Annotated in this window: 26 protein-coding genes; 14 read left to right on the top strand and 12 right to left on the bottom strand. The window is 69.3% G+C overall.

Annotation, left to right across the window (positions count from 1 at the left end; genetic code table 11):
* Positions 1-24: 24 nt before the first annotated feature.
* Both efeO and efeU read right to left on the bottom strand, forming a co-directional pair.
* The gene (efeO, locus tag RCH22_RS10485) at positions 25-1,221 is read right to left on the bottom strand and encodes an iron uptake system protein EfeO (protein WP_327013925.1); all 1,197 of its coding nucleotides are present in this window, start codon (positions 1,219-1,221) and stop codon (positions 25-27) included.
* A 179-nt stretch (positions 1,222-1,400) separates the two neighbouring features.
* Entirely contained in the window at positions 1,401-2,261 is an 861-nt protein-coding gene (gene efeU / locus RCH22_RS10480) for an iron uptake transporter permease EfeU (RefSeq protein WP_327013924.1), read from the bottom strand.
* A gap of 103 nt (positions 2,262-2,364) precedes the next feature.
* On the opposite strand from efeU, the gene RCH22_RS10475 reads away from it, so the two are divergent.
* From RCH22_RS10475 to RCH22_RS10460, 4 genes are all read left to right on the top strand, one after another.
* A complete protein-coding gene (locus RCH22_RS10475; protein WP_327013923.1) occupies positions 2,365-3,522 on the top strand; it encodes a hypothetical protein in 1,158 nt (385 codons plus the stop codon).
* A 111-nt stretch (positions 3,523-3,633) separates the two neighbouring features.
* Positions 3,634-3,951 carry a ferredoxin gene (gene fdxA, locus RCH22_RS10470; RefSeq protein WP_327013922.1) on the top strand — a complete coding sequence of 106 codons (318 nt, stop codon included), beginning with the start codon at positions 3,634-3,636 and terminating at the stop codon, positions 3,949-3,951.
* Between the two features lie 6 nt (positions 3,952-3,957).
* Positions 3,958-5,064: a succinyldiaminopimelate transaminase gene (gene dapC / locus RCH22_RS10465; protein ID WP_327013921.1), complete on the top strand. Its 1,107-nt coding sequence runs from the start codon at positions 3,958-3,960 to the stop codon at positions 5,062-5,064.
* Between the two features lie 217 nt (positions 5,065-5,281).
* Positions 5,282-6,592, top strand: coding sequence for a citrate synthase (locus RCH22_RS10460; RefSeq protein WP_327013920.1), 1,311 nt, complete (start codon positions 5,282-5,284; stop codon positions 6,590-6,592).
* Positions 6,593-6,670: 78 nt separating this feature from the next.
* Here the strand turns inward: RCH22_RS10460 and dapD are convergent, their stop codons facing one another.
* Positions 6,671-7,651: a 2,3,4,5-tetrahydropyridine-2,6-dicarboxylate N-succinyltransferase gene (gene dapD / locus RCH22_RS10455; protein ID WP_327013919.1), complete on the bottom strand. Its 981-nt coding sequence runs from the start codon at positions 7,649-7,651 to the stop codon at positions 6,671-6,673.
* A gap of 74 nt (positions 7,652-7,725) precedes the next feature.
* Between dapD and dapE the strand changes: the two genes are divergently transcribed.
* The 3 genes from dapE (at position 7,726) to RCH22_RS10440 (ending at position 10,433) form a co-directional block, all read left to right on the top strand.
* On the top strand, positions 7,726-8,853 hold the full coding sequence (dapE, locus tag RCH22_RS10450; RefSeq protein WP_327015500.1) for a succinyl-diaminopimelate desuccinylase: 1,128 nt from the start codon (positions 7,726-7,728) through the stop codon (positions 8,851-8,853).
* 54 nt (positions 8,854-8,907) lie between these two features.
* Positions 8,908-10,152 carry a hypothetical protein gene (locus tag RCH22_RS10445; RefSeq protein WP_327013918.1) on the top strand — a complete coding sequence of 415 codons (1,245 nt, stop codon included), beginning with the start codon at positions 8,908-8,910 and terminating at the stop codon, positions 10,150-10,152.
* A gap of 104 nt (positions 10,153-10,256) precedes the next feature.
* Positions 10,257-10,433 (top strand): DUF3117 domain-containing protein, encoded by a 177-nt coding sequence (locus RCH22_RS10440; RefSeq protein ID WP_327013917.1) that lies wholly within the window; start codon positions 10,257-10,259, stop codon positions 10,431-10,433.
* 93 nt (positions 10,434-10,526) lie between these two features.
* On the opposite strand, the gene RCH22_RS10435 is transcribed toward RCH22_RS10440, so the two are convergent.
* Positions 10,527-11,159, bottom strand: a complete 633-nt coding sequence (locus RCH22_RS10435; protein WP_327013916.1) for an O-methyltransferase — start codon at positions 11,157-11,159, stop codon at positions 10,527-10,529.
* A gap of 85 nt (positions 11,160-11,244) precedes the next feature.
* Between RCH22_RS10435 and RCH22_RS10430 the strand changes: the two genes are divergently transcribed.
* The gene (locus tag RCH22_RS10430) at positions 11,245-11,634 is read left to right on the top strand and encodes a Sec-independent protein translocase TatB (RefSeq protein WP_327013915.1); all 390 of its coding nucleotides are present in this window, start codon (positions 11,245-11,247) and stop codon (positions 11,632-11,634) included.
* A 22-nt stretch (positions 11,635-11,656) separates the two neighbouring features.
* Here the strand turns inward: RCH22_RS10430 and RCH22_RS10425 are convergent, their stop codons facing one another.
* Positions 11,657-12,556, bottom strand: coding sequence for a helix-turn-helix domain-containing protein (locus RCH22_RS10425; protein WP_327013914.1), 900 nt, complete (start codon positions 12,554-12,556; stop codon positions 11,657-11,659).
* Between the two features lie 122 nt (positions 12,557-12,678).
* Here RCH22_RS10425 and ppk2 point away from each other — a divergent pair, with 122 nt between their 5' ends.
* From ppk2 to RCH22_RS10410, 3 genes are all read left to right on the top strand, one after another.
* Positions 12,679-13,512 carry a polyphosphate kinase 2 gene (gene ppk2, locus RCH22_RS10420; RefSeq protein WP_327013913.1) on the top strand — a complete coding sequence of 278 codons (834 nt, stop codon included), beginning with the start codon at positions 12,679-12,681 and terminating at the stop codon, positions 13,510-13,512.
* Positions 13,513-13,645: 133 nt separating this feature from the next.
* Entirely contained in the window at positions 13,646-13,921 is a 276-nt protein-coding gene (locus tag RCH22_RS10415; RefSeq protein WP_327013912.1) for an ATP-dependent DNA ligase, read from the top strand.
* A 63-nt stretch (positions 13,922-13,984) separates the two neighbouring features.
* Positions 13,985-14,398: a hypothetical protein gene (locus RCH22_RS10410; RefSeq protein WP_327013911.1), complete on the top strand. Its 414-nt coding sequence runs from the start codon at positions 13,985-13,987 to the stop codon at positions 14,396-14,398.
* A gap of 3 nt (positions 14,399-14,401) precedes the next feature.
* On the opposite strand, the gene RCH22_RS10405 is transcribed toward RCH22_RS10410, so the two are convergent.
* Genes RCH22_RS10405 through RCH22_RS10395 form a run of 3 tightly spaced genes read right to left on the bottom strand, consistent with a single transcriptional unit; the run spans position 14,402 to position 17,661 of the window.
* Positions 14,402-15,601 (bottom strand): P-loop NTPase, encoded by a 1,200-nt coding sequence (locus RCH22_RS10405; protein WP_327013910.1) that lies wholly within the window; start codon positions 15,599-15,601, stop codon positions 14,402-14,404.
* On the bottom strand, positions 15,591-16,343 hold the full coding sequence (locus tag RCH22_RS10400; protein WP_327013909.1) for a DUF1003 domain-containing protein: 753 nt from the start codon (positions 16,341-16,343) through the stop codon (positions 15,591-15,593). Before RCH22_RS10400 ends, RCH22_RS10405 begins: the two co-directional genes overlap by 11 nt.
* On the bottom strand, positions 16,330-17,661 hold the full coding sequence (locus RCH22_RS10395; protein WP_134449548.1) for a CBS domain-containing protein: 1,332 nt from the start codon (positions 17,659-17,661) through the stop codon (positions 16,330-16,332). Before RCH22_RS10395 ends, RCH22_RS10400 begins: the two co-directional genes overlap by 14 nt.
* A gap of 54 nt (positions 17,662-17,715) precedes the next feature.
* Here RCH22_RS10395 and RCH22_RS10390 point away from each other — a divergent pair, with 54 nt between their 5' ends.
* The gene (locus tag RCH22_RS10390) at positions 17,716-18,363 is read left to right on the top strand and encodes a general stress protein (RefSeq protein ID WP_327013908.1); all 648 of its coding nucleotides are present in this window, start codon (positions 17,716-17,718) and stop codon (positions 18,361-18,363) included.
* A gap of 101 nt (positions 18,364-18,464) precedes the next feature.
* Here the strand turns inward: RCH22_RS10390 and RCH22_RS10385 are convergent, their stop codons facing one another.
* Positions 18,465-20,012 carry an aminopeptidase P family protein gene (locus RCH22_RS10385; protein WP_327013907.1) on the bottom strand — a complete coding sequence of 516 codons (1,548 nt, stop codon included), beginning with the start codon at positions 20,010-20,012 and terminating at the stop codon, positions 18,465-18,467.
* 94 nt (positions 20,013-20,106) lie between these two features.
* Here RCH22_RS10385 and RCH22_RS10380 point away from each other — a divergent pair, with 94 nt between their 5' ends.
* Complete coding sequence (locus RCH22_RS10380; RefSeq protein ID WP_327013906.1) at positions 20,107-20,976, top strand: PHP domain-containing protein; 870 nt, start codon at positions 20,107-20,109, stop codon at positions 20,974-20,976.
* 171 nt (positions 20,977-21,147) lie between these two features.
* Here RCH22_RS10380 and RCH22_RS10375 read toward each other — a convergent pair whose 3' ends face one another.
* Complete coding sequence (locus RCH22_RS10375) at positions 21,148-22,677, bottom strand: DEAD/DEAH box helicase (RefSeq protein ID WP_327013905.1); 1,530 nt, start codon at positions 22,675-22,677, stop codon at positions 21,148-21,150.
* A 186-nt stretch (positions 22,678-22,863) separates the two neighbouring features.
* Between RCH22_RS10375 and RCH22_RS10370 the strand changes: the two genes are divergently transcribed.
* Positions 22,864-23,610, top strand: a complete 747-nt coding sequence (locus RCH22_RS10370; protein ID WP_327013904.1) for a ferritin-like fold-containing protein — start codon at positions 22,864-22,866, stop codon at positions 23,608-23,610.
* A gap of 38 nt (positions 23,611-23,648) precedes the next feature.
* Here the strand turns inward: RCH22_RS10370 and RCH22_RS10365 are convergent, their stop codons facing one another.
* Positions 23,649-23,957 carry a hypothetical protein gene (locus RCH22_RS10365; protein ID WP_327013903.1) on the bottom strand — a complete coding sequence of 103 codons (309 nt, stop codon included), beginning with the start codon at positions 23,955-23,957 and terminating at the stop codon, positions 23,649-23,651.
* A 7-nt stretch (positions 23,958-23,964) separates the two neighbouring features.
* Positions 23,965-24,189, bottom strand: a complete 225-nt coding sequence (locus tag RCH22_RS10360; protein ID WP_134449555.1) for a DUF3107 domain-containing protein — start codon at positions 24,187-24,189, stop codon at positions 23,965-23,967.
* Positions 24,190-24,192: the final 3 nt, after the last annotated feature.

The raw sequence follows: 24,192 nt of genomic DNA, 5'->3' as shown, positions 1-24,192 counted from the left end.
TCCTGCCGGCATCCGCGCCTTTAATCACAGGACGAGAGCCGCGGTCAGCCGGCCGAGGGGTTCGGCGAGGGCGTTGACCTGGTCGGCGAGGCCCTTGACAGTGCTGGTGGACAGGTCGGTGTACAGCACGAAGCCGTCGCCGACACGCTGGGCGTCGAGGAGGCTCTGAAGGGCGGCGAAGCGGGTGTCGAGGGTCGCGGCGAGCGCGGCGTCCTTCTGCACGAGGACGTCCCGCACCCCGGCGTAGAGCACCCGGGCGCCGTCGACGTTGGCCTGGAAATCCCAGAGGTCGGTGTGCGACCAGACCTCCTCCTCGCCGGTGACCTTCCCGCTGGCGACCTCGTCGAGGAGGCCGATCGCGCCGTTGGTTTGCTGGGCGAGGGTGAAGGTGAGCGGCTGCACCTTCTCGTTCAGGGTCGCCGTGTCCGTGACGAGCAGTCCGGCCAGGCGGGCGCGCTCGGCGGCCGGGTATGCGGCGAAGCCTGCTTCGGCGCCGGCGGGCCAGAGGTCCTTCTCGATGGCGTGCCAGCCGGTCCAGTCCTGGCCCTCTTCGAGGTCGGCCTCGCGCAGGTCGAGCTTCGGGTCGAGGTCGCCGAAGGATTCGGCGACGGTCTCGACGCGCTCCCAGTGCGCGCGGGTGGCCGCGTAGAGGGTACGGGCGGTGTCATCGTCCCCGGCCGTGTATGCGGCGGCGAACGCGGTGGTCCCCGCGACGAGCTGGCCGATCTGGTCCTTCACGTAGGAGGCGTAGTTGGTGTTGGCGGTGTCGATGCGCGCGGCGAGCTCGGCGCCCCCGGGGGAAGCCGTAGCGGCATCCTCCCCGCCAGCGGCAGCGGCAGCGACGGTGACGGTGAACGCGGCCTGGCCGATGCCGGAACCGGTCATGCCGGGCTTGCACGCCGTGAAGTAGCTGCCGGCACTCAGGTCGACGACGAGAGTGCGGCTGAGGCCAGGGCCGATGTTCTCGGCCTCGCCCACGATGCGGAGCTGGTCGTCGCCGAGGACGTAGAACTCGGTGACCTGGTCTCCGGAGTTCGAGACGGTGAACGTGACGCTGCCGGCGGATGCCATAGAGCCAGACACTGTGCAGGCGGTCGTGCTGCTGTCGACGGTCAAGGCGGCGTGCGTGGCGCCGGGCGCCGAGGCGTTCGGCACGCACCCGGTGAGCGCGAGCGCGGTCACGGCGGCGAGGGCGGCGACGGGAAGGAGTCGGGGCTGCATGGAGTCTTTAGGGGTGGCGAGCGGTGTGGTCGTGGGAGACGAACGGGCCGCCGGGCGGATGCCCGGGGCCGGACATCCGTCGGTGCGGTGCGGGGTGGTCTGTGGCGGTGCGGGGTAGCGAAGGTCGGTGGGGCAGGCGCCCGAACGAATTCGACGGAGTTTTTCGGGTTTTTTGCCCTTTATGCCCCGGCCAGAACCTTTTCGGGCAGAATCTCCGTCGAATCGGTTCGGGGGCGGCGGCCGCCGCGAACCGCGCGGGCGAAGAACGTGAGCGTGGTTCCTACGTAGGCGACCCAGACCAGCAGTTCGAGCCAGGTCGTCGCGGGGGAGAAGTTGAGCGTTCCCTTGAGCAGGGTGCCGTACCAGCTGTCCGGCGGGATCGCGGCGCTCACGTCGAAGGCGATGCTGTTCAGGCCCGGCAGCACCCCGGCTTCCTGCAGGTCGTGCACGCCGTAGGAGAGCACGCCGGCCGCGACGACGATGAGGATGCCGCCGGTCCAGGTGAAGAAGGTCGAGAGGTTGATCCGCAGCATGCCGGAGTAGATCAGCCAGCCGAGGCCCGCTGCCGTGAGGATGCCGAGGAAGGCGCCGAGGAGAGGGAGGGTAGTCTCCCCGGTCGCCTGCACGGCAGCCCAGAGGAACAGGGCCGTCTCGATGCCCTCCCGTCCGACGGCGATGAAGGCGACGACGACCAGTCCCATGCCCGTGCCGAGCAGGGACTTGTCGATGCTGCCGCGCAGGTGGCTCGAGAGGGTGCGTGCGGTGCGGAGCATCCAGAACACCATCCAGGTCACGAGACCCGTCGCTGCGATCGAGAGCAGGCCACCGATCGTTTCCTGCGCCGCAAACGACAGGGTGGAGGTGCCGTAGGTGAGCACGGCGCCGATGCCGAGCGCGAGGAGCACGGCGAGGCCGACGCCCGCCCAGACCCGCGGCAGAACGTCTTTCCGCCCGATCTTGACGATGTAGGCGACGAGGATCGTCACGATGAGTGCGGCTTCGAGGCCCTCACGCAGGCCGATCAGATAATTTGCGAGCACGGTTTCCTGGTCTTCGAGAGCGGTCGAGGTTGGTAAGGCTATCCTTACTCGAGCGACTCTACCGGCGGTCGGCCGGAATTGTCCAGTTATTATTCTGGGGTGGGTGTCCGCCAATCCGACCCTGGGGAGCTCATCGATGGTCATGTCCGGCAGCGCAGAACGTGTCGTCTTCGTGCACGACCGGCCCGGCGATGAGGCCTGGTTCACCGGAGGCACCATCGCCCGCCTGCGCGGCGATGACGCAGAGGTCGTCGTGCTCTTCGGTGTCCGGGCGCCGGGGAACGACGGCGACAGCACCTCGGGGGTGAGCTCCGACGTGCGTGCTGCACTCTCCGCACTCGGGGTCGGCGACTGGCGCTTCCTGCCCGTCTCAGCCGACCCGGCTGCGGCCCTGCGCGCCGTGCTCGAGGAGGTCAGGGCGACGGCGATCGTGATCGGCGCCCGCAGCGAGCTGCTCCAGGCCGCCGCAGCGGATGCCGCACACGCATCCCGCGTGCCGGTCTTCGTGAGCCGCGGGGTCACCGAGGCCATCGGGCAGCGGATCGTCGCGATCGACGTCAGCGATCACCTCGAGCAGAAGCTCGCCGCCCTCTCCGCATACTCCGACCGCTGGACCGTGGACGGACGCGTCGTTTCGGCCGTCCGGCCGGGGGACCCGGCCGGGTCGGTGACGGGAACAGAGACCTACCTGAGGTCCACTCCGCCGCCGGCCGCGGCCGCAGATCGGGCCGCGGCATCCGGCGCCCAGGCACCCCAGCCCGGAGCGGACCCGGAGAGCGCGGCGAAGCAGTCGTCCCCGGCGGACTTGGCGGACGCGGCGGACGCGGCGAATCCGGCGGGCCCGGCAGACCCGGCGCCGGCCGGCGCCTTCGCGACCGGAGCGCTGCGCGCCGTCGCGAGCCTCTTCGCGCTCGCCGCCGGCGTCGTCTTCGGGGTGCTCGGCACGGTGGCGCACCAGGCCACCGTCGTGCTCGGCCCCGTCACCCTGCCCGTCGGTCTCGTTCTCGCCACCCTGGCGGCGAGCGCCCTCCTCGTCGGCCTCCGGCTCGTGCTCGACGACCGGGTGGTCGTGCTCGCGTGCACGATCGGCCTCGTCGGATCGATCTTCCTGTTGTCGCTGAAGAGCACGGGCGGTTCCGTGCTCGTGCCCGCCGGCCTGGCCGGCACTCTGTGGACGGTGCTGCCGACCCTCGTCGCCTCGCTCGTGCTGGCCTGGCCGCGGCTCCCGCAGCGGAGGGGCCGGTCCGGCCAGGGCGCGTGAGCCACAACGCCTGAGCTACGGCGCCTGAGCCACGACGCCTGAGCCACGACGCCTGACCCGGGGCGCTTGACCTAGACTGGACGTTCAGCTCGTGAAGGGAGCTCCCCGCTCGTGACCTATGTCATTGCCCTGCCGTGTGTCGACGTGAAAGACCGCGCCTGCGTGGACGAATGCCCGGTCGACTGCATTTACGAGGGCGACCGTTCCCTCTACATTCACCCGGACGAATGCGTCGACTGCGGTGCCTGCGAACCGGTCTGCCCCGTTGAGGCCATCTACTACGAGGACGACGTCCCCGAGCAGTGGGCCGAGTACTACAAGGCCAACGTCGAATTCTTCGATGACATCGGGTCTCCCGGCGGCGCCGCGAAGGTCGGCGTGATCCACAAGGACCACCCGATCATCGCCGCCCTGCCCCCGCAGGTCTGACCGGTCGTGCTCAAGCCGCTCCCTGACTACCCGTGGGACCAGATGGCGCCGTTCGCGGCCCAGGCCCGCGCGCACGCCGACGGCATCGTCGACCTTTCGATCGGCTCGCCCGTCGATCCGACCCCCGACGTCGTGCGCACCGCCCTCGCTGAGGCGACGGATGCGCACGCGTACCCGCAGACCGTCGGCACGCCTGAGCTGCTGGCCGCGATCGTCGACTGGTATGCGCGCCGTCGCGGGGTCGCCGGGCTTTCGCCCGCCAACGTGCTCCCCACGATCGGTTCCAAGGAACTCGTCGCCCTCCTGCCCTTCATGCTCGGCGTCGGCGAGGGGGACACCGTCGTGCACCCGCTCGCGGCCTACCCCACCTACGCGATCGGCGCCGCGATGGCCGGATGCGACGCGCTCGCCTCAGACGACCCGGCTGCGTGGCCGGCCACGACGAAGCTCATCTGGCTGAACAGCCCGGGAAACCCCGATGGCCGCGTGTTGTCGGTGTCCGAGTTGCGTGCCGCCGTCGCGCGCGCGCGGGACCTCGGGGCCGTCATCGTGTCCGATGAGTGTTACGCCGAGCTCGGCTGGGCAGGACCCTGGGCGTCCAAGCCGATTCCCAGCATCCTCGACCCGCGCGTGATCGGCACCGACCGGCGCAACGTGCTCGCGATCTACTCCCTCAGCAAGCAGTCCAACATGGCCGGCTACCGCGGCGCCTTCGCGGCCGGCTGCGCCGACGTGCTCGCCCGGGTGCTCACCGTGCGGAAGCACGCCGGCCTGATGCTCCCGCAGCCGCTCCAGGCCGCGATGGTGGCCGCCCTCGGCGACGACGCCCACGTGGCGGCCCAGCGTGAACGGTACCGGGGCAGGCGTGCCGTGCTGCTTCCGGCGATCGAGGCCGCCGGGTACCGGATCGACCGGAGCGAGGCCGGCCTCTACCTGTGGGCGACGAAGGGGGTCGACTGCTGGATGTCGATCGCCGAACTCGCCGGCCTCGGCATCCTCGCCGGGCCGGGATCCTTCTACGGGGACGGGTACCCGCAGCACGTTCGTTTCTCGCTGACGGCTACGGATGAGCGCATCCACGCAGCCGCCGCTCGGCTCCGGTCGCTAGAGTAGCAACTGCCCACGGTGTACCCGGAGCGGGCAACATCGACATTCTTGTGGCACTCCTCCCGTGAAACTGCCGAAAGTTTGGCGGATGCAACAGTAGGTGGTGGGGCCGATTAGGCTGTATCCGCTTGGACGTCTCCAGCCACACCGGTGTGCCATGGCGGCCACCCCCAGTCCGTAAGGCAGTGATTCAGTGACACTCAGTGATATTCAGGGAGGCGCCGTGAGCGACGTCGTACAGCGAACACCGTCCATCGACCCGCTGGGGGCGACCCTCGCCTTCCCAGGGGGCATCGCCGAGTTTCCGATCGCCCATGGGACCGAAGGCCCCTCCGGCATCGACATCTCGACACTGACCAGGCAGACCGGGCTCATCACCCTGGACTCCGGCTTCGTGAACACCGCCGCGACCCGTTCGGCGATCACGTACATCGACGGCGGCAAGGGCATCCTGCGCTACCGCGGCTACCCGATCGAACAGATTGCCCAGAACTCCAACTTCCTCGAGACCGCGTGGCTGCTCATCTACGGCGAGCTGCCGAGCGCCGGCGAACTCGAGGCCTTCGACAAGCGCATCCGCAAGCACACCCTGCTGCACGAGGACATGCGCCGCTTCTTCGACGTGCTGCCGTTCAACGCGCACCCGATGTCCGTGCTCGCCTCCGGCGTCTCCGCGATGGCCGCGTACTACCAGGACTCGCTCGACCCGAACGACCCCGAGCAGGTCGAAATCGCCACGATCCACCTGCTCGCCAAGCTTCCGGTGATGGCCGCGTACGCCCACAAGAAGAGCGTCGGGCAGGCCTTCCTCTACCCGGACAACTCCCTCGGCTACGTCGACAACTTCCTCAAGCTCATCTTCGGGACCCTCGCTGAGCCCTACGAAGTCGATCCCGTGGTGAGCAAGGCGCTCGAGCGCCTGCTGATGCTGCACGAAGACCACGAGCAGAACGCCTCGACATCGACTGTGCGCCTCGTCGGCTCCACCGAGGCCAACCTCTTCGCCTCCGTCTCCGCCGGCATCAGCGCGCTCTCCGGCCCACTGCACGGCGGCGCGAACGAGGCCGTGCTCAAGATGCTCGGCGAGATCAGGGCCTCCGGCGAGAGCGTTGAGAAGTTCGTCGAACGGGTCAAGAACAAGGAGCAGGGCGTGCGCCTGATGGGCTTCGGCCACCGGGTCTACAAGAACTACGACCCGCGCGCGACCCTCGTCAAGGAGAGCGCCGACGAGGTGCTCGCCGCCCTCGGTGTCAAGGACGACCTCCTCGACATCGCCAAGGAGCTCGAGCACATCGCCCTCAACGACGACTACTTCCGCGAGCGCAAGCTCTACCCCAACGTCGACTTCTACACCGGCGTCATCTATAAGGCGATGGGCTTCCCGACGAGCATGTTCACGGTCCTTTTCGCCGTCGGCCGCCTGCCCGGCTGGGTCGCGCACTGGCGCGAGATGAACGCGGACCCGACCACGAAGATCGGCCGCCCGCAGCAGTTGTACACGGGCTCCCCGGCCAGGGACTTCCCCCGCCGTTAGCCCTCACCGGCCGCCGTCGTACAAGCGGATGCCCGTCACGCCACCGCGCGACGGGCATCCGCTTTCGTCGTACCAGGGCTAGGCGTGCAGCTGCTCGTTCAGGACGATGCCGTTCCCGCTTCGGGCGAGCACCTCGACGGCGCCCGACATCGAGTTGCGTCGGAAGAGCAGGTTCGGTACCCCGGACAGCTCGACGGCCTTCATCGTCTGCATGCGGCCGTCGGCGGTGCGCGGCTGGTCGGGCAGGGACACCTTCGTGCCGGCCGTGACGTAGAGCCCGGCCTCGACGACGGAATCGTCGCCGATCGAGATGCCGATGCCGGAGTTCGCGCCGAGCAGGGCGCGTTCCCCGATGCGCACGCGCTCGGTGCCGCCGCCGGACAGGGTGCCCATGATCGAGGCGCCGCCGCCGATGTCAGCGCCGTTGCCGACGACGACCCCCTGCGAGATGCGCCCCTCGACCATGGAGACGCCGAGGGTGCCAGCGTTGAAGTTCACGAAGCCCTCGTGCATGACCGTGGTGCCGGGGGAGAGGTAGGCGCCGAGGCGGACCCTGGAGGCATCCGCGATTCGCACCCGGTCTGGCGTGACGTAGTTCAGCAGCGGCGGGAACTTGTCCACGCCGCTGGCCTGGATGCCCGCGCGCTGCAATGCCGGCCGCAGCCGGTCGAAGTCGGCGGGCAGCATCGGGCCGGCGTTCGTCCACACCACGACGGGCAGGTGGCCGAAGATGCCCTCGAGGTTGATGCTGTTGGGCGTGACGAGCAGGTGCGAGAGCAGGTGCAGCCGCAGGTAGGCATCCGCAGTGCCGGCCGGGGGTGCGGTGAGGTCGATCTCGATCGTCACGGTCTCGAGGTGCACGGCACGCCGCGGGTCCGCCCCGGTGAGTTCGGTGACTGAGGCGGGCACGATCCACGGGTCGCGGCCGGCGGGCAGCGAGCCGAGCAGGGGAGCGGGGAACCAGGTGTCGAGGACCGTGTTGTCCTCGGCGACGGTGGCCAGGCCGTAGCCCCAGGCTGTGGTGGGGACGGCGGACTGCGGGGACTCTGTCTCGGTCATTCCTCTAGATTAGTAGAGTGCCTTCGTCCCCCCAGCCCGTGTCCCTGCCCGCATCTCCGCCGGTGAACCCGTACGTGAACCCCGCACCGGATGCAGCCGGCGCCCGCCGCGCCGGCCGGCTCGACCTGGCCGCGTCCTCCGTTTCGATCACGCAGGCGATCTGCGACATCGAGTCCGTCTCCGGTGACGAGACCCCCCTAGCGGACGCCGTCGAGCAGGCGCTCACGGGACTCGCGCACCTCGAGGTCATCCGCGACGGTGACACGGTCGTCGCCCGCACCCGGCTTGGCCGCGACCGGCGGGTCATCATCGCCGGCCACCTCGACACCGTCCCGGTCAACGACAACCTGCCGACCCGGTTCGAGACCGTCGACGACGTCCCGCACCTCTGGGGCCGCGGCACGGTGGACATGAAGGCCGGCGTCGCCGTTCAGCTGAAGCTCGCCGCCGAGCTGACAGACCCCGGGCTCGACGTGACCTGGATGTGGTACGACCACGAGGAGGTCTCCGACGAGCTCAACGGCCTCGGCCGACTCGCCCGGAACCGCCCGGACCTCTTCGCGGGCGACTTCGCCATCCTCGGCGAACCGAGCAACGGCCAGGTCGAGGGCGGCTGCAACGGCAACCTTCGGGTCGAGGTGCGCACCCACGGGCTGCGCGCGCACTCCGCCCGTAGCTGGGTGGGCGAGAACGCCATCCACAAGGTCGCACCGATCCTCGCCATCCTCGCCGACTACGAGCCACGCGCCGTCGAGGTCGAAGGCCTCGTCTACCGGGAAGGCCTGAACGCCGTCGGAATCAGCGGCGGCATCGCCGGCAACGTCATCCCCGACGAGTGCATGGTGCACATCAACTACCGCTTCGCCCCGAGCCGCAGCTCCGCGGAGGCGCTCGAGCACGTGCGCGAACTGTTCGCCGGGTACGAGATCACCGTCGTCGACCGCGCGGAGGGCGCGCGCCCGGGGCTCGACGCCCCGCTCGCGCAGGAATTCCTCGCCTTCGTCGGAGCCGAAGCCCGGCCCAAGTACGGCTGGACGGACGTTGCCCGGTTCTCCGCCCTCGGCATCCCGGCCGTCAACTACGGGCCCGGCGACCCGCTCAAGGCCCACGCCGACGACGAGCGCGTCGCCGTGCACCAGATCACGGACTGCGAGGACGCCCTCAGGTCCTGGCTGACCGCCGACCCGAGCCGGAAGCTCTAGCCCATGGCCGCGGAGGCCCCGCCTCGTCCTCCGAGGGGGAGACCGCCGCGCCCGGTGCGCGGGACGTCGCCCACGCCGAGGGTCCTGCCGTCCCAGGCGGTGCACCGGATGCTGCCGGACCGCTGGCGGTCCCGCGCCCGGCTGGCCCCGTGGTGGGCCGGTGTCGCCGGCATCTGGGTGCTGTCCCGCGTTGTGACGACCACCCTCGTCCTGATCCTGGCGCGCGTCCAGGGCGCGAACCCGTGGACCGGCGCCAGCCCGGATTACTTCGACTTCGCCAATATCTGGGACGCCCGCTGGTACAACATCGTCGCAGTGTCCGGCTACCCGGCGGTGCTGCCCGTCACGAGCACCGGCCACATCGGCGAGAACGCCTGGGCGTTCCTGCCTGGCTACCCCGCCGTCGTGCGGGTTGTGACGTTCGTCACCGGGGCGCCGTGGGCACCGGCCGGCGTCGTCGTCTCGCTCGCCTTCAGCCTCGGGGCCACCCTGGTCTTCTACCGGCTGATGCTGCGCGTCCAGGGGCGCGGCACCGCACTCTTCGCCGTCGTGCTGTTCTGCGTCGCGCCCCTGACCCCGATCCTGCAGTTCGGCTACGCCGAGGCGATGTACCTGTTCTTCCTCACCCTCGCCCTCCTGCTGCTGCTCGAACGGCGCTACGTGCTGCTGTTCCCCGTGGTCACGGTGATGGCGTTCACCCGGCCCAGCGGCCTCGCCTTCGCCCTCGCACTCGGGTTCCACATCGTGCATCGCTGGCTGACCCGTCGCAGCGACCCGTTCCCAGCTGCAGAACGCGTCACCGCGGCATCCGTCACCGTCTTCAGCGCCCTCAGCGGCTTCGCCTGGCCGCTCATCGCCTGGATCGCGACCGGCTCGGCGACCGCGTACACCGACACCGAGCTCGCCTGGCGGTCCTCGTACATCGGATACCAGCAACTCGTGCCCTTCACGGCCTGGTTCCAGGGCGGGATCTGGTGGTTCGGCACACCGCTCGGCATCATCGTGGTGCTCGCGCTCGTCGTCGGCTTCGCCGTCCTACTGTTCACTCCCGCGGTCCGCCGGCTCGGCGTGGACCTGAGGTTCTGGCTCGCCGCATACGGGCTCTACCTCTTCGCGGTCTTCTTCCCCCAGTCGAGCACCTTCCGGCTCCTGATGCCGATGTTCCCGGTGCTCGGCGCGATCGCTCAGCCGAAACGGCTCTGGTACCGGATCGGGATCGTGGTGCTGTGCGTCCTCGGCCAGTGGGGGTGGCTGCTGATCTGCTGGGGCGTCGACGGCGCGGACTGGACGCCGCCCTAACCGTGCGCGACCGCCTTCGTTACCCGCCCGGACCTCGTGAATTTTCGTCTCGGGCCGCGATGGTCGATAATAGAAGTTCAGACGAATGAGTGGAAGGGGAGTTCATGGCGGCCATGAAGCCACGGACCGGAGACGGGCCAATGGAGGCTGTAAAAGAGGGGCGCCTGATCATTGTGCGTGTTCCGCTCGAGGGCGGAGGACGACTCGTCGTCTCTGTGAACGACGCGGAAGCCAAGGAGCTTCACGATGCACTCGCCGGCGTAGTACGCCCGATTGCCTAGCGTCGGAGATCACGTCTCCACCTCGTAATCGAAGAGAATTACGGATCGGCCGTGCAGCCCTGCTGCACGGCCGATCTTTTTCGTGCCGGTGCGCTACGCGCGGAGCTTGGTGATCTGCAGCAGGCCGTCGCCGACGGGCGACAGGGCGCTGATCACGGCAGTCGAACCGCTGATCTCGCTCAGCAGGGTGCGGAAGCCGGTGGCGATCTCGTCGCGCTGCGCCGGGTTCGCGACGCGGCCGCGCCAGAGGGCATGGGCCACGAGCACGGTTCCGCCCGGCCGGGCCAGGCGCAGCCCGTGCTCGACGTATTCGATGACCGACTGCGGGTCGGCGTCGATGAAGACGATGTCGTACGAATTCTCGTTCATCCGGGGGAGGACATCCGCTGCCTTGCCCGTGATCAGCCGTACCCGATTCGCCGGGATCTTCGCCTCCGTGAACAGGGCGCGGGCGTGCTGCTGGTGGTCGACCTCGGTGTCGATCGAGGTGAGGGTCGCCCCTGGCGCCCCGGTCAGGAGCCAGATGCCGGAGACGCCGGCTCCCGTGCCGACCTCGAGGATGCTGCGTGCTCCGGTCGCTGCGGCGATCACGGCCGATTGGGCACCGACCGCCGGGGAGATCGCGTCGATGCCGAGCTCGAGCGACTGCTGGCGCGCCCGGATGACGGCCTCGCTCTCAACGACCGAGTCGTCGGAAAATTTCCAGTTCAAATCTTTGTCAGACACGGTGCAACTCCAGTTTTGTATGGGTCCAGCTTAAGGGGGCTCCCCGCCGGTCGGCGGAGGCCCCGCCGCGCGTTATCCTCAACCTATGCTTGGTTTGACGTTCGAGAAGCTCCTCCTGGTCGGGATCGTCGCCGTCTTCCTGCTCGGACCCGAGAAGCTTCCCCACTATGCGGCCCAGCTCGCGCGGCTCGTCCGGCAGCTCCGGGACCTGGCCAACGGCGCCAAGGAACGCATGCGCGACGAGATGGGCCCCGAATTCGACGACGTCGACTGGAAGAAGCTCGATCCGCGCCAGTACGACCCGCGCCGGATCATCCGTGAGGCCCTCGTCGAGGATGAACCGGTCAAGGAGCAGTCCGCCGTCGTGTCCCGGGTGTCGCCGAACCCGAACGGCGCGTACCTGTCGAGGAAGCGGGCGAAGGAGAACGCTCTCGCGCCGGCGGAACCCGCTCCGTTCGACTCGGAGGCCACGTAGGCACCCGGCAACGGCCGTCCGCTCAGGCACGGGCCTGCACGGGCCGTTCTGCGCCGAGCTGAGCCGCGAGCGCGTTCGCCGATGCGCGCAACCGCAGCGTGAGCGCGCCGAGTTCGGCTGTTCCCCACTCCCCGATCACGGCGACACCGAGGGCGGCGATCACGCCGGGCGCCCGCACCGGGACCGCGAGGCACGCGTTGCCGTGGGCCGCGCCCTGGTGCGTGCAGCGGGCATCCGCCGGGCGGGGGAGCGTGACCGTGCCATAGAGGTGCGTTGCCGTGTGTGTGTCGGCGGGCGTGCCCGCGTTCGTCACGCTCGCCGGGCTTGCCAGGTGCGCAGCGTTCGCACCGTTCGCGGCATATGCGGCATGGGCCGCGTGCGCGGCGGGGATGCCACGTGTGTCTGGCGCCCCTGGCGCAGCGTGGGCACCCGGCGGACGGCCGTGCGCGGCGAGGAAGTCGGCGCGCTGCTCGCGGCTGAGCTGGGCGAGGATCTGGCGTCCGAGTGCCGAGGCGTGCGGGCTGGCGCTGAGCCCTGTCCACGGCTCGGATCTCGGGATGCCCGCGGCGTCGACGATGTCGATGAGGTCCACCCTCCCGTCGCTGAAGCGCGCGAGGTACGCCGTCGCGCCGTTCTCCCCGGCAACCTGGCGGAGGGTGTGGCGCACCCGGGCGAGAAAGACGCCGGCGTCTGCGTCGCGGAGGCTCGGGAACCGGAGCCCGAGGACGAGGCCGTCGGGCTCCGCGCCGAGATATCCCTCGTGCACGAGGGTCCTGGTCAGGTTGTACGCCGTGCCGAGGCTGAGCCCCGTGGCTTGGGCGACCGCCTTGACGGGCATCGGCCGGGGGGCGCCCGAGACGATGTCGACGATCCTGAGGGCGCGCTGGACCGAGGAAATGAGGGTGCGGTGTTCCAGCGCCATCCCGCTCCTAACCTGTCGCCCGCGACTGTTCGGAACAGGATAGACAGACTCGCCCGCGCCGGATAGAGCCATCCGGGTCGTTCTGGCTCCTAGGCTGTCATCACGCGAACGAAAGGTCGGGGATGGCGAAGAAGAAACCCACACCAGGCAGGATCCGCAAGGCCGAATACAACGCCGAGCTGCGCAGGCTGCAGACGGAGCTCGTCGCGATGCAGGAGTGGGTGCGCGAGTCGGGCGCCCGTATCGTCGTGATCTTCGAGGGCCGGGACGCCGCGGGCAAGGGCTCGGCCATCAAGCGGGTCACCGAGTACCTGAATCCGCGGATCGCCCGGATCGTGGCGCTGCCGGTGCCGACAGACCGTGAGCGTGGCCAGTGGTATTTCCAGCGGTACATCGAGCACCTGCCGTCGACGGGGGAGATCGTCCTGATGGACCGCTCCTGGTACAACCGGGCCGGCGTCGAACGCGTGATGGGGTACTGCTCCCCCGACGAGTACCGCCGGTTCCTGCACCAGGCACCCCTCTTCGAGCGGATGCTGGTCGAAGACGGGATCCTCCTCGTCAAGTATTGGTTCTCCGTCTCCGACCACGAGCAGGAGGCCCGGTTCCGCTCGAGGCTCAAGGACCCGATGCGGCGCTGGAAGCTCTCGGAGACCGACCTGCTCTCGATCACGAAGTGGGTGGACTACTCCAAGGCCAAGGATGAGATGTTCGTGCACACGGACATCGCCGAGGCGCCCTGGTGGGTCGTCGAGAGCGAGGACAAGCTCGCGGCCAGGCTCAACATGATCAACCATCTGCTCTCGATCGTGCCGTACGAGCACCGTGAACCGCCGCGGGTCTCGATTCCGCATCGGCCGCAGGGCGCCGACTACGAGCGTCCGCCGCGCGAACTCAACCGCACCGTCCCCGACCATGCGGCTACGCTCGGTGGCGACAGTGACGCGTCCGGATAGCAGCTGCCCAGCGGCGGGGGATTCGTCCGTTAGAGTATGCCATCCGGGGGGGGGGGGGGGGGGGGGGGAGCTCATGGGTATGTTGTTGTACGGCAGTCCAGGAATTGTGGTCAGTTTTGAGGATCGTGCTCTGATGCACCTGCAGATCGTCATTACGACAAAACTGCGGCGCAGGGAGAGCTTTATCTTTTCGTGGACGGAGTCGGCCGATGACGAGACCGAGAGCGGGCGCAGCGCCATCTGGCTCGACGCCAGCAGCACACTGTATTACCGCTATTCGGTCAGCCGGGTGCCGAAAATCAACCGGGACTGGATCGAGCGGCTGATGGTGTCTGCGAACAGCGCAGGCGGCCTGTTCTTCTCCGTGGAACCTCCGCCGGTGCTCCCTGTCCTGAAATCACGATCCTGACACTCGTTCCACGGCCGTTCGCTCCTGGCTCGCCTGCTCGTTCCTGACGCACTCACGTTTTGGGTGGTGCACCCGCTCGTGCACGTGCTGCCCCTCGTCGGATCCGGCGGTTGGGTGGTCGTGGCGGAGCAGGTCGCATTCACCGTTGCCAACATCGTCGCCAAGATCTGGTTCGGCGGAGTGCTGCACCGGATCGCGAAGCTCCGGACCGCCGGGGACGTCCGTGCGGGCAGCGACGTTCACCCGGAGGCGATCCGGATCTCCTCGGTCAAGCAGTCCGATGCCGGGAAGCCGCGCGAGGTCTACCTCGGGTGCGGCCGTGCACCTGCGGCGTCCGCAGCCGCCGACGAGTATGGCCGCACCGACCTCGAACCCTGGAGTCCTTCGGGCACCCCACGCCCCGCCGAGAGCCACCTTTCGGGTCAAGAGTCACCTGCGGAAAGGTCACTCTCGACCGGAAAGGTGATGGCTACGTGAGGGTTATTTGAGGGAGACGCCGAGGCTGCGGCCGGAGAGGCCGCGGGCGCGGGAGAACAGCCGCTCGGCGACCGCGTCGATCGCCAGGGCCGCCGGGTCGAGCGGGTCGCTCAGCACGACCGGGCGACCGTCGTCGCCGCCGGTGCGGAGCGGCACGCTGAGCGGGACGCTCGCCAGGAGCGGCACCGGCGTGTCCTGGCCGGCCGAGAGCCGTCGCGCGACCTCGGCGCCGCCGCCTGCGCCGAAAAGCTCGAGCAGGCTTCCGTCCGGCTGGAGGGCGCCGGACATATTCTCGATGACGCCGAAGATGGTCTGCCCGGTTTGGCGGGCGACGACGCCGCTGCGTTCGGCGATGTCCGCCGCGGCGGGCTGCGGGGTCGTCACGACGATGACCTCGGCCTGGGGCAGCAGCTGGCCGATCGAGATCGCGACGTCGCCGGTGCCGGGCGGCAGGTCGAGCAGGAGCACGTCGAGGTCGCCGAAGTAGACCTCGGTGAGGAACTGGGTGATCGTACGGTGCAGCATCGGCCCGCGCCAGGCGACCGCGACGCCGCCGTCCTCCACGAACATGCCGATCGAGATGACCTTCACGTCGTAGTTGATCGGCGGCAGGATCATGTCGCCGACCCTGGTCGGTTTGACGGCGGTCCCCTTGGCGCCGTCGACGCCTGGCGTGACGAGGCCGAGCAGACCGGGAATGGAGAAACCATAGACATCCGCGTCGACGACGCCGACCTTGAGGCCGCGGCCGGCGAGCGCGACGGCGAGGTTCGCGGTGATCGTCGACTTGCCGACGCCGCCCTTGCCGCTCGTGACGAGATAGACCCGGGTGAGGGAGCCCGCACCGAACTGCGTCGTGCGCGCGGCCGCGCCGCCGCGGAGTTTCTCTGTCATCGTGCGGCGCTGCTCACGGGTCATCACGCCGACCGACACGGTCACGTGCCCTGCACCGGCGACGGACTCGGCCGTCTCGAGCACGTCCCGTTCGATCTGGCGGGCGGCGGGGCATCCGGCGATCGTGAGCAGGAGGTCGACGGTGGTGTGCCCGTTCCCGGTGTGCACCCCGGCGACCATGCCGAGCTCGGTGATCGGCTTGCGGATCTCCGGGTCGATCACCCGGGAGAGCGCAGCGCCGACCCGGGCGTCGATCCCGGCGGGTTCGGCGGTTGCCGCGCCCGGCGACAGGGGCGAGTCAGCGGCCAATCGGGGGTCGCTCCTCGATGGTCCTGGCGGATGCCGGGGGTGGGGCGGGCGCTGCCGGTGCGACTGCTTCCGCCGGCGCGGCCGAGGGCTCGATGCCGCTGGCCGTCGCCTGGGCCGTCGCGGCCGCCCGGTCCTGGCCGGCCTCGCGGTCGTGGTCGTGGTCGTGGTCGATTTCCCGCTCGCGGTCGCCTTTCCGGGAGCGTTTGCGGCTGCGTTTCTCCTCGTCCTCACGCTGTTCGAGGTTCTCGAGGAGGGCACGGAGTTCGCTGCGGAGGAAGTCGCGGGAGGCGAGGTCCTTCATGCCGAGGCGGAGGGCGACGACCTCGCGGGCGAGGTACTCGGTGTCGGCGAGGTTGCGTTCGGCGCGCTGCCTGTCCTGTTCGAACTGGACCCGGTCGCGGTCGTCCTGACGGTTCTGCGCGAGCAGGATCATCGGAGCGGCATAGGAGGCCTGCATCGAGAGCACGAGGGTGAGTGCGATGAAGCCGAGTGCGACGGAGTCGAAGCGCCATGCGATCGGAGCGAGGGTGTTCCAGCCCATCCAGAAGACCACGAAAAGCGTGAGTCCGAGCAGGAACCACGGGGTGCCCATGCCGCGGGCGATGGCCTCTGTCAGCCGGCCGAAGCGGTCGCTCGACGGCCGGTCGCGGTTGCGGTTGCGGTTCCTGGTGCGGGAAAGGGGAGCCACGCGCAGGCCCTTGGGCGAGTCGAGGCGCTGATCCGAGCGATCACTTCGGGCCATTGCCGGTCCTCCGTCCGTGTGGCAGCGGGATGCTTCCCGTCTTCAGCTCGCTGCGGGCGGCTGCCCGGCGGCGTACATCGTCATTGCCGTCGTGACTTCGCCAGTCGTCGGGCAACAGGTAGTCGAGGACATCGTCAATTGTCACCACCCCGACGAGTCGGTGGTTGTCGTCGACAACGGGAACGGAGACGAGGTCGTAGCTCGCGAGGATCCGGGTGACCTCCGCGGCTGAGGTGTCTGCGGTGACGGGGTCGAGACCCTGGTCGAGGAGCGTGCCGAGGCGCTCGTGCGGCGGGTAGCGCAGCATCCGCTGGAAATGCACCATGCCGAGGAAACGGCCGGTCGGCGGCTCGTAGGGCGGGAGGGTGACGCAGATCGCTGCTCCGAGCGCGGGGGCGAGGTCGTGGCGGCGGATGAGGGCGAGGCCCTCTGCGACGGTCGCGTCGGCGGAGACGATGATGGGCTCCGTCGTCATCAGTCCGCCGGCCGTGTCCGGCGCGTAGGTGAGCAGGAAGCGGACGTCGTCGGCTTCCTCCGGCTCCATCAGGTCGAGCAGCTGCTCGCCGTGTTCCTCCGGCAGTTGGGCGATGAGGTCGGCCGCGTCGTCCGGCTGCATGTGGTCGAGCACGTCGGCGGCGCGGGCATCGCCGAGCCGGGTGAGGATGGCGACCTGTTCGGTCTCTGGCATCTCCTCGAGGACGTCGGCGAGGCGGCCGTCGGGAAGCTCGCTCGCGACCTCGTGCATCCGCTCTGGGGGAAGGTCGAGCATGGTGTTGGCGAGGTCGGCGGGCTTGAGGTCGGAATAGGTCGCGATGAGCTGCTCGGCGGACTGGGCCTGGCCGACGGTGGTCTTCTCGCGGACGTCGCTCCAGGTGGCGAATGTCGTCGCGCCCTTCGCGAAGAGGGACACGCTCGCCTTGGGACGGCGGACGAAGAGCTGGGCGATTTCCCAGGCTCCCTGCTTGGTCTCCTCGATCGACACGTCCTCGACGGTCGCCTCGCCGGAGCCGTCGTTGAAGATGACCTCGCGTCCCAGGAGCTCCGCAATGACGCGGACCTCGCCGCCGCGCTGTTCGAAGCGGCGCACGTTGATCAGGCCGGTCGTGATGATCTGGCCGGAGCCGATGCTCGTGACCCGGCTCATCGACACGAAGACGCGGCGCTTGCCCGGGATTTCCACAATGAGTCCGACCGCGAGGGGCGGATCGTCTTTTCGGTAGACCACGAGCACGTCACGGACCTTGCCGACGCGATCGCCCGCGGGGTCGAAGACTGAACACCCGGCCAATCGGGCGACGAAGACTCTGGTGGCAGTCACGTTACAAATGTAGGCCACCTGCGGCCCTTCGGCGTGCTGTGGAAGAATGGCGGTATGAGCAATCAGAACCCTTTTGGCAATCGCGGTCCGGCCCTGTTCCCGGTTTTACCCAAGGGCGAGGTGCTCGCGACCTATGAGACGTACGCCGAGGCGCAGGCCGCGGTCGACACCCTGGCGAAGGCCGATTTCCCGGTGAAACAGCTCTCGATCGTCGGCAACGACCTCAAGACCGTCGAGCGGGTCACCGGGAAACTGACCTGGGGGCGCGTCGCCCTCGCCGGTGCGGCCTCCGGCGCCTGGCTCGGAATCTTCTTCGGCCTGTTGTTCTTCATCTTCTCACCGACAGGGGCGGGACTGCCCTTCGTCCTCGCTGCGGTGCTGATGGGCGCCGGCTTCGGGATGCTGTTCGGTGTTGTGAGCTACGCGCTCAACCGCAGGCGCCGGGACTTCACCTCGACGATGCAGGTGATGGCGAGCAACTACCAGATCATCGTCGAGGCCGTGCTCGTGAACAAGGCGCGCAACCTCCTGCACGGCACAGTGGAACCCGTCGCGGACAGGTTTGTCGATCCGGAGCCTGCCCAGCCGGAGCCCTCGGCCCCGGCGGCCCGTCCGGAGCAGCCCGCCCCGCCGTACGGCCAGTTCGCCCCTCCGGCAGTCGCCCCCGCCCCGGAGGCCTCGCCCACCGCATCCGCCGACTAGCCGCAGCGCCACAGTCCACGCAGGCTCGCGAAAGCGGGTGAATCGTCGGTTTGACCGTGTGAGAACGACGATTCACCCGCTTTCGCGGCGGGTGAGGCGGGTCAGGCGGTGAGAGAGGCGATCCAGGCCTCGACGTCGTCGGCGGTGCGAGGGATGCCGACGGACAAGTTTTCGGCGCCGGTCGCCGTGATCAGCACGTCGTCCTCGATGCGGACACCGATGCCGCGGAACTCGAACGGCACGGTGAGGTCGTCCGGCTGGAAGTACAGGCCCGGTTCGATCGTGAAGATCATCCCGGCCTCGATCACGCCGTCCAGGTACATGTCGCGTCTGGCCTGGGCGCAGTCGTGCACGTCGATGCCGAGGTGATGGCTCGTGCCGTGCACCATGTACCGGCGGTGCTGCCCGTTCTCCGGCTTGAGTGCCTCCTCGGCGGTGACAGGGAGCATGCCCCACTCCGCGGTCCGGCGGGCGATGACCGCCATGGCTGCGGCGTGCACCTCACGGAAGATCGCGCCGGGCTTGGCCACGGCGAACGCGGCATCCGCTGCCTCGCGCACGGCCTCGTACACGCGACGCTGCACAGGGGAGAAGGTGCCGTCGACGGGAAGGGTGCGGGTGACGTCAGCGGTGTAATAGCTGTCGACCTCGATACCCGCGTCGAGCAGGATCAGGTCGCCCGGGTTGAGCGGGCCGTCGTTGCGGGTCCAGTGCAGGATGCACGCGTGCGGACCGGAGGCCGCGATCGTGTCGTACCCGACCGCGTTCCCGTCGGAGCGGGCGCGGGTGTTGAAGACGCCCTCGACGAGGCGTTCGCCGCGTTCGTGGGCACTCGACCGGGGCAGGTCGCGAATGACGTCCTCGAAGCCCCGCCCGGTGGCCGCGATCGCGAGGCGCATCTGGGCGATCTCGTATGAGTCCTTCACGAGGCGCAGCTCGGACAGGTCTCGGGCGAAACGGTCGTCCGTCTCGTGCTCGCCGTTGACCTCGAGGCTGAACGGGGTGTTCGTGGCGTTGTCGCCGAGCACCTTATCCGCGGCGAAGCGGAGGCGGCCCTCGTCGACGGCGACGGTGAAGGCCGGGTCGGCCTCGCGGATGACGAGCGTCTCGGAGTCGACGACCGTGAGCACAGAGTCGAGGTCGGCGATGCCGCGCACAGTGATGGCGAGGTCGCTCGCCACCTGGGCGATGGAGGGGCGCGGCCCGATCCAGAACTCGCCGATGTCCGCGTTGGCGTAGAACTCGTCGGAGTCGCGTCCGGCGCGCTCACGGAAGTACAGCGTCGCGTCGTGCCCGGTCGTCGTCGGCTCGAGTACGAGCACGGCGCCGGGCTCGGAGTCGCTGCCCCAGCCGGTGAGGTGCGAGAAGGAGGAGTGGGCACGGAAGGCGTAGTCGGTGTCGTTCGAGCGCTGCTTGAGACGGCCGGCCGGCACGATGAGGCGCTGCCCCGGGTACATCGCGGACACGCGGGCACGCCGTGCCGCTGCGAACGGCGCCTGCTCGCGGGCCGGCGGGAGCGTGTCGACGCGCTCGGCCCAGCCGCTCGAGATGTAGGACTTGAAACCGTCCGACCCCGGCGTCGTGGAACGGTTCTCGTTCGGGCGGGGCTTGGCGGTGACGGTGGGCACGGTTTCGGTGGAATTGGCCATGGTCCCATTGTCCCATTGCCCGCTGGATCTTCGGCGAGAGCCGCCGGGACGAGGGTCGGGCGGCGGCCGGTCCCGGCGCAACTAGCATGGGGTCATGGCAGGCGAACGGCAATTCAGGGGTCCCATCGACCTGCACGCGCATTCCAGCGTTTCGGATGGCACGGAAACTCCCTCCCAGCTGGTCCGGGCCGCGTCTGCGGCCGGTCTCGGCACCGTCGCGCTGACCGACCACGACTCCACTGCGGGCTGGCACGAGGCCGCCGCAGCGGCCCGCACCGCCGGCATCACGCTCATTCCCGGGATGGAATTCAGTACCCGGGTGTCGTCTGCGAGCGTGCACCTGCTGGCATATCTTTTCGACCCTTCGGATGCCGGAATCGTCGCGGAGACAGCGCGGGTGCGGCAGGCCCGCCTCGTCCGCGCCGAAGAGATGGTCGAGAGGATCGGTGTCGACTACGCCCTCACCTGGGACGACGTTCTCGCGCAGACCACACCGGATGCTACGGTCGGCCGCCCGCACATCGCCGACGCCCTGGTCGCCCGGGGCTTCGCCCTCACGCGGAGTGAGGCCTTCGCGGGCATCCTGCACTGGGAATCCGGCTACTACCAGCCGCATTACGCCCCTGACCTGCTGCGCGCCGTCGGTCTCGTCGTTGCCGCCGGGGGAGTGCCGGTCATCGCACACCCCGCGACCCGCGGAGCTGGCGACGTCATCCCGGAGGACCGGCTCGCCCGCCTCGTCGAGGCCGGGCTGTTCGGGCTCGAACTCGAGCACCGCGAGAACAAGACGGCCGCGAAGGCGCGGCTCTATTCGCTCGCGACCAAGTACGGGCTCGTCGTCACAGGGTCGAGCGACTACCACGGCGAGGGCAAACCGAACCGTCTCGGGGAGAACACCACGACACCCGAGGTGCTCGACCGCATCCTGCAGCGGGCGACCGGCTCGGAGCCCGTCTTCACCTAGAGCCCCGTGAGGTGTCGCAGATCGAGGTTCGCGCGCCGCGGGAACCTCGATCTGCGACACCTCAGCGATCTGCGCGCCGCGGATGCTGCCGGTCGCGTCACGCAGAAGGGCGCGCCCACCGAAGCGGTCGCGCCCTTCTGCGGCGATAGAGGCGGCTGGAGGCCGGAGCGGCTAGTTGACGCCGCCGGCCGCGGGAGCCGAGCGGCGCGAACGGCTGCGTCGGCGCGGCGCGCTGTTGCCGTCGTGGTGCTGGGCTCCGCCGCCGTCGTGGGTGCCCGCTGCCGGGGTCACGGCAGGGGCGTCGGGGTTGGTGGACTGGCTGACGCGGGTGCGGGTGCGTGCTGCACCGGAACGGCCGGCGTCTGCGGTGCGACCCGAATCCGAGCGTGCCCCGTCGCCGCCGCGGCCCGATCCGCCGGAGCGGCCGGCGCCGCCGGTGCGCCCGGCACCGCCGGAGCGTCCGTCCGAACGGCCGGAGTCCGAGTGGCCGGTTCCCGCGGCGTGCTCGCGCACGGGGGAGATGCGCAGGCGCCCCTTCGAGCCGACCGGGATGTTGAGGTCGGAGTACAGGTGCGGTGACGAGGAGTACGTTTCGACGGGAACCGGAACGCCGAAGTCGAGTGCGGTGTTGATCAGCGTCCACTTGTGCATGTCGTCCCAGTCGACGAACGTGACCGCGATGCCGGTCTTGCCTGCGCGCCCGGTGCGCCCGACGCGGTGCAGGTACGCCTTCTCGTCCTCGGGGATGGTGTGGTTGATCACGTGGGTGACGTCGTCGACGTCGATTCCGCGAGCGGCGACATCCGTTGCGATCAGGATGTCCTTCTTGCCTGCCTTGAACGAGGCCATGGCGCGTTCGCGCTGGTCCTGGTTGAGGTCGCCGTGCACGGCAGTCGCGTTGAAGCCGCGGTCGCCGAGTTCCTCGACGAGCTTGGCGGCCGCGCGCTTGGTGCGGGTGAAGATCACGGTCTTGCCGCGGCCTTCCGCCATCAGGATGCGGCCGATGACCTCGTCCTTGTCCATGCTGTGGGCACGGTAGACGATGTGCTGGATGTTGGCCTGCATGAGGCCTTCGTCGGGCTCCTGCGCGCGGATGTGGATGGGCCGGTTCATGAACCGGCGGGCGAGGGCCACGATCGGGCCGGGCATCGTCGCGGAGAAGAGCATGGTGTGCCTGGTCGACGGCGTCTGGGCGAAGAGACGCTCGATGTCGGACAGGAAGCCGAGGTCGAGCATCTTGTCCGCCTCGTCGAGGACCATCTCGCGCACGTTGGCGAGGCTCAGCAGGTGCTGGCTCGCGAGGTCGAGCAGGCGGCCGGGGGTGCCGACGACGATCTGGGCGCCGGCCTTGAGCTGCTCGATCTGGCCCTCGTACGCCTTGCCGCCGTAGATGGACACGATCTTGGTGTTGCGGTTCTGCGAGGCCATCTCGAGGTCCTCGCTGACCTGCACGCACAGTTCGCGCGTAGGCACGACCACGAGCGCCTGCACGCCGGGCTCGGGGTCGAGGCCGAGACGCTGGATGAGGGGGAGGCCGAAGCCGAGGGTCTTACCGGTGCCCGTCTTGGCCTGGCCGATGATGTCCTGCCCGCTCATCGCGAGCGGGATGGTCTGGAGCTGGATCGGGAACGGCTCGAGGATGCCTTTGCTGGCGAGAGCGTCAACCAGGTCCTGGTCGATATTGAGTTCGGAGAAAGTCACGAAAGTTTGCCTGTCATTAGCTGGAAACGAAAGATGCGCCCGTCTTCTGCCTCGGGCACCAGCCACCGATCCACGCCGATGGCTTGTCTCACCTTACCGGGCGCTGTCTGGGAAGCAGCCGAAGCCACGCGGGCGCAGGCGGCGTCCGGCCGCGCGGATGCCGCAGCTCTGTCCTAAGCTGGGCTGGTGTTCTCCTGGTTTGATGGGCGCGCCAAGCGCGTCGAGATAATCCCCCGGCTCACCACCCGGGGGGAACGTCCATCGACCACGAAAGTGGACATCAAGGACCTCACGCCCGAACTGTTCCCGTTCCTGGGCCAGTCCGCATACTTCGAGCTCGGCGTCTTCGAGAGCCTCGCCCGCGCCGTCGCGATCGCGCCGGACCTCGCCGCCAAGCAGGCGCTCAGCACCGCCGCCGGGCGCGCGCTCTCCAAGCACCAGGGGCTTGTCGCCGAGATCCGCCGTCGCGGAGCGGAACCCGCCGACGTGATGGCGCCGTTCGTACCGGCCCTCGACGCCTTCCGTGCCGAGATCACCGGCGCCGACTGGATCGAGCTGCTGCTGAGCTGCTACCTCGCCGGGGGCCTGCTCGACGACTTCTTCATCCGGCTCTCCGACGGGCTGCCCGGTGAGGTCGGCCCGCGGGTCGCGCACCTGCTCGGCGAGGATGCTGGGACCGCGATCCTCGCTACCCAGCTCGCGGCCGCGATCGCAGCGGATGCGCCGCTCGCCTCGCACCTGGCCCTGTGGGGCCGTCGGCTGGTCGGGGACACCCTGCTCATCGCCCGCTCCGCGCTCGCGTTCGCGGGCACCCCTGACCCGTCCGGCGTCGTACTAGCAGCCGGTCCCACCGAGGAACGCATCGAGCCGGTCTTCACCGAACTGATCGCAGCGCACACCCGGCGGATGGACGGCCTGGGCCTCACCGCCTGAGCCCACGGCGGTGAACCCGCACTCGGCGCGAGCGAAGCCTAGGCGCGGCCCGGGCGGCCCGTGCGCATCAGTTCGTGCAGCATCCGTGCGTCGCCCGCGACGCGTGAGCGCGAGAGGGTCGTCCCTGCCGCGACGGATGCCCCGCCGGCGATGATGAGGGTGGCCCACCAGATCCAGCCACCGTCCCAGGCCCAGCCGAACCACGTCAGTGCGACCCAAACGACCATGGCGACGATCGTGCCGATCGCGGGGAGCAGCACAGCACCGTGGTTCGTGCGCCCTGGCAGCACGTACCGTGCCGCGAGGCCGAGGACGGCCCCGCCGAGCGCGGCGAAGAGGAGTTCCATACCGGTGTTAGGCGACGAAACCGACGCGACGGGACTCCTCGGAGCCCAGCTCGACGTAGGCGAGGCCGATCGTCGGAACGATGAACACCCGGCCCTTGCTGTCAGCGAGCTTGAGGTACCCGGTCGAACCGGAGAGGGCGGCGGCTACCGCTTCCTCGACCTCGGTCGCGGCCTGCGACGTCTCGAAGCTGATCTCACGGGGAGAGTTGAAGATGCCAATGCGGATATCCACCAG

Source organism: Cryobacterium sp. GrIS_2_6 (assembly GCF_035984545.1).
Classification (GTDB): Bacteria; Actinomycetota; Actinomycetes; order Actinomycetales; family Microbacteriaceae; genus Cryobacterium.
This window is presented reverse-complemented; position numbering and strand designations above follow the sequence as displayed.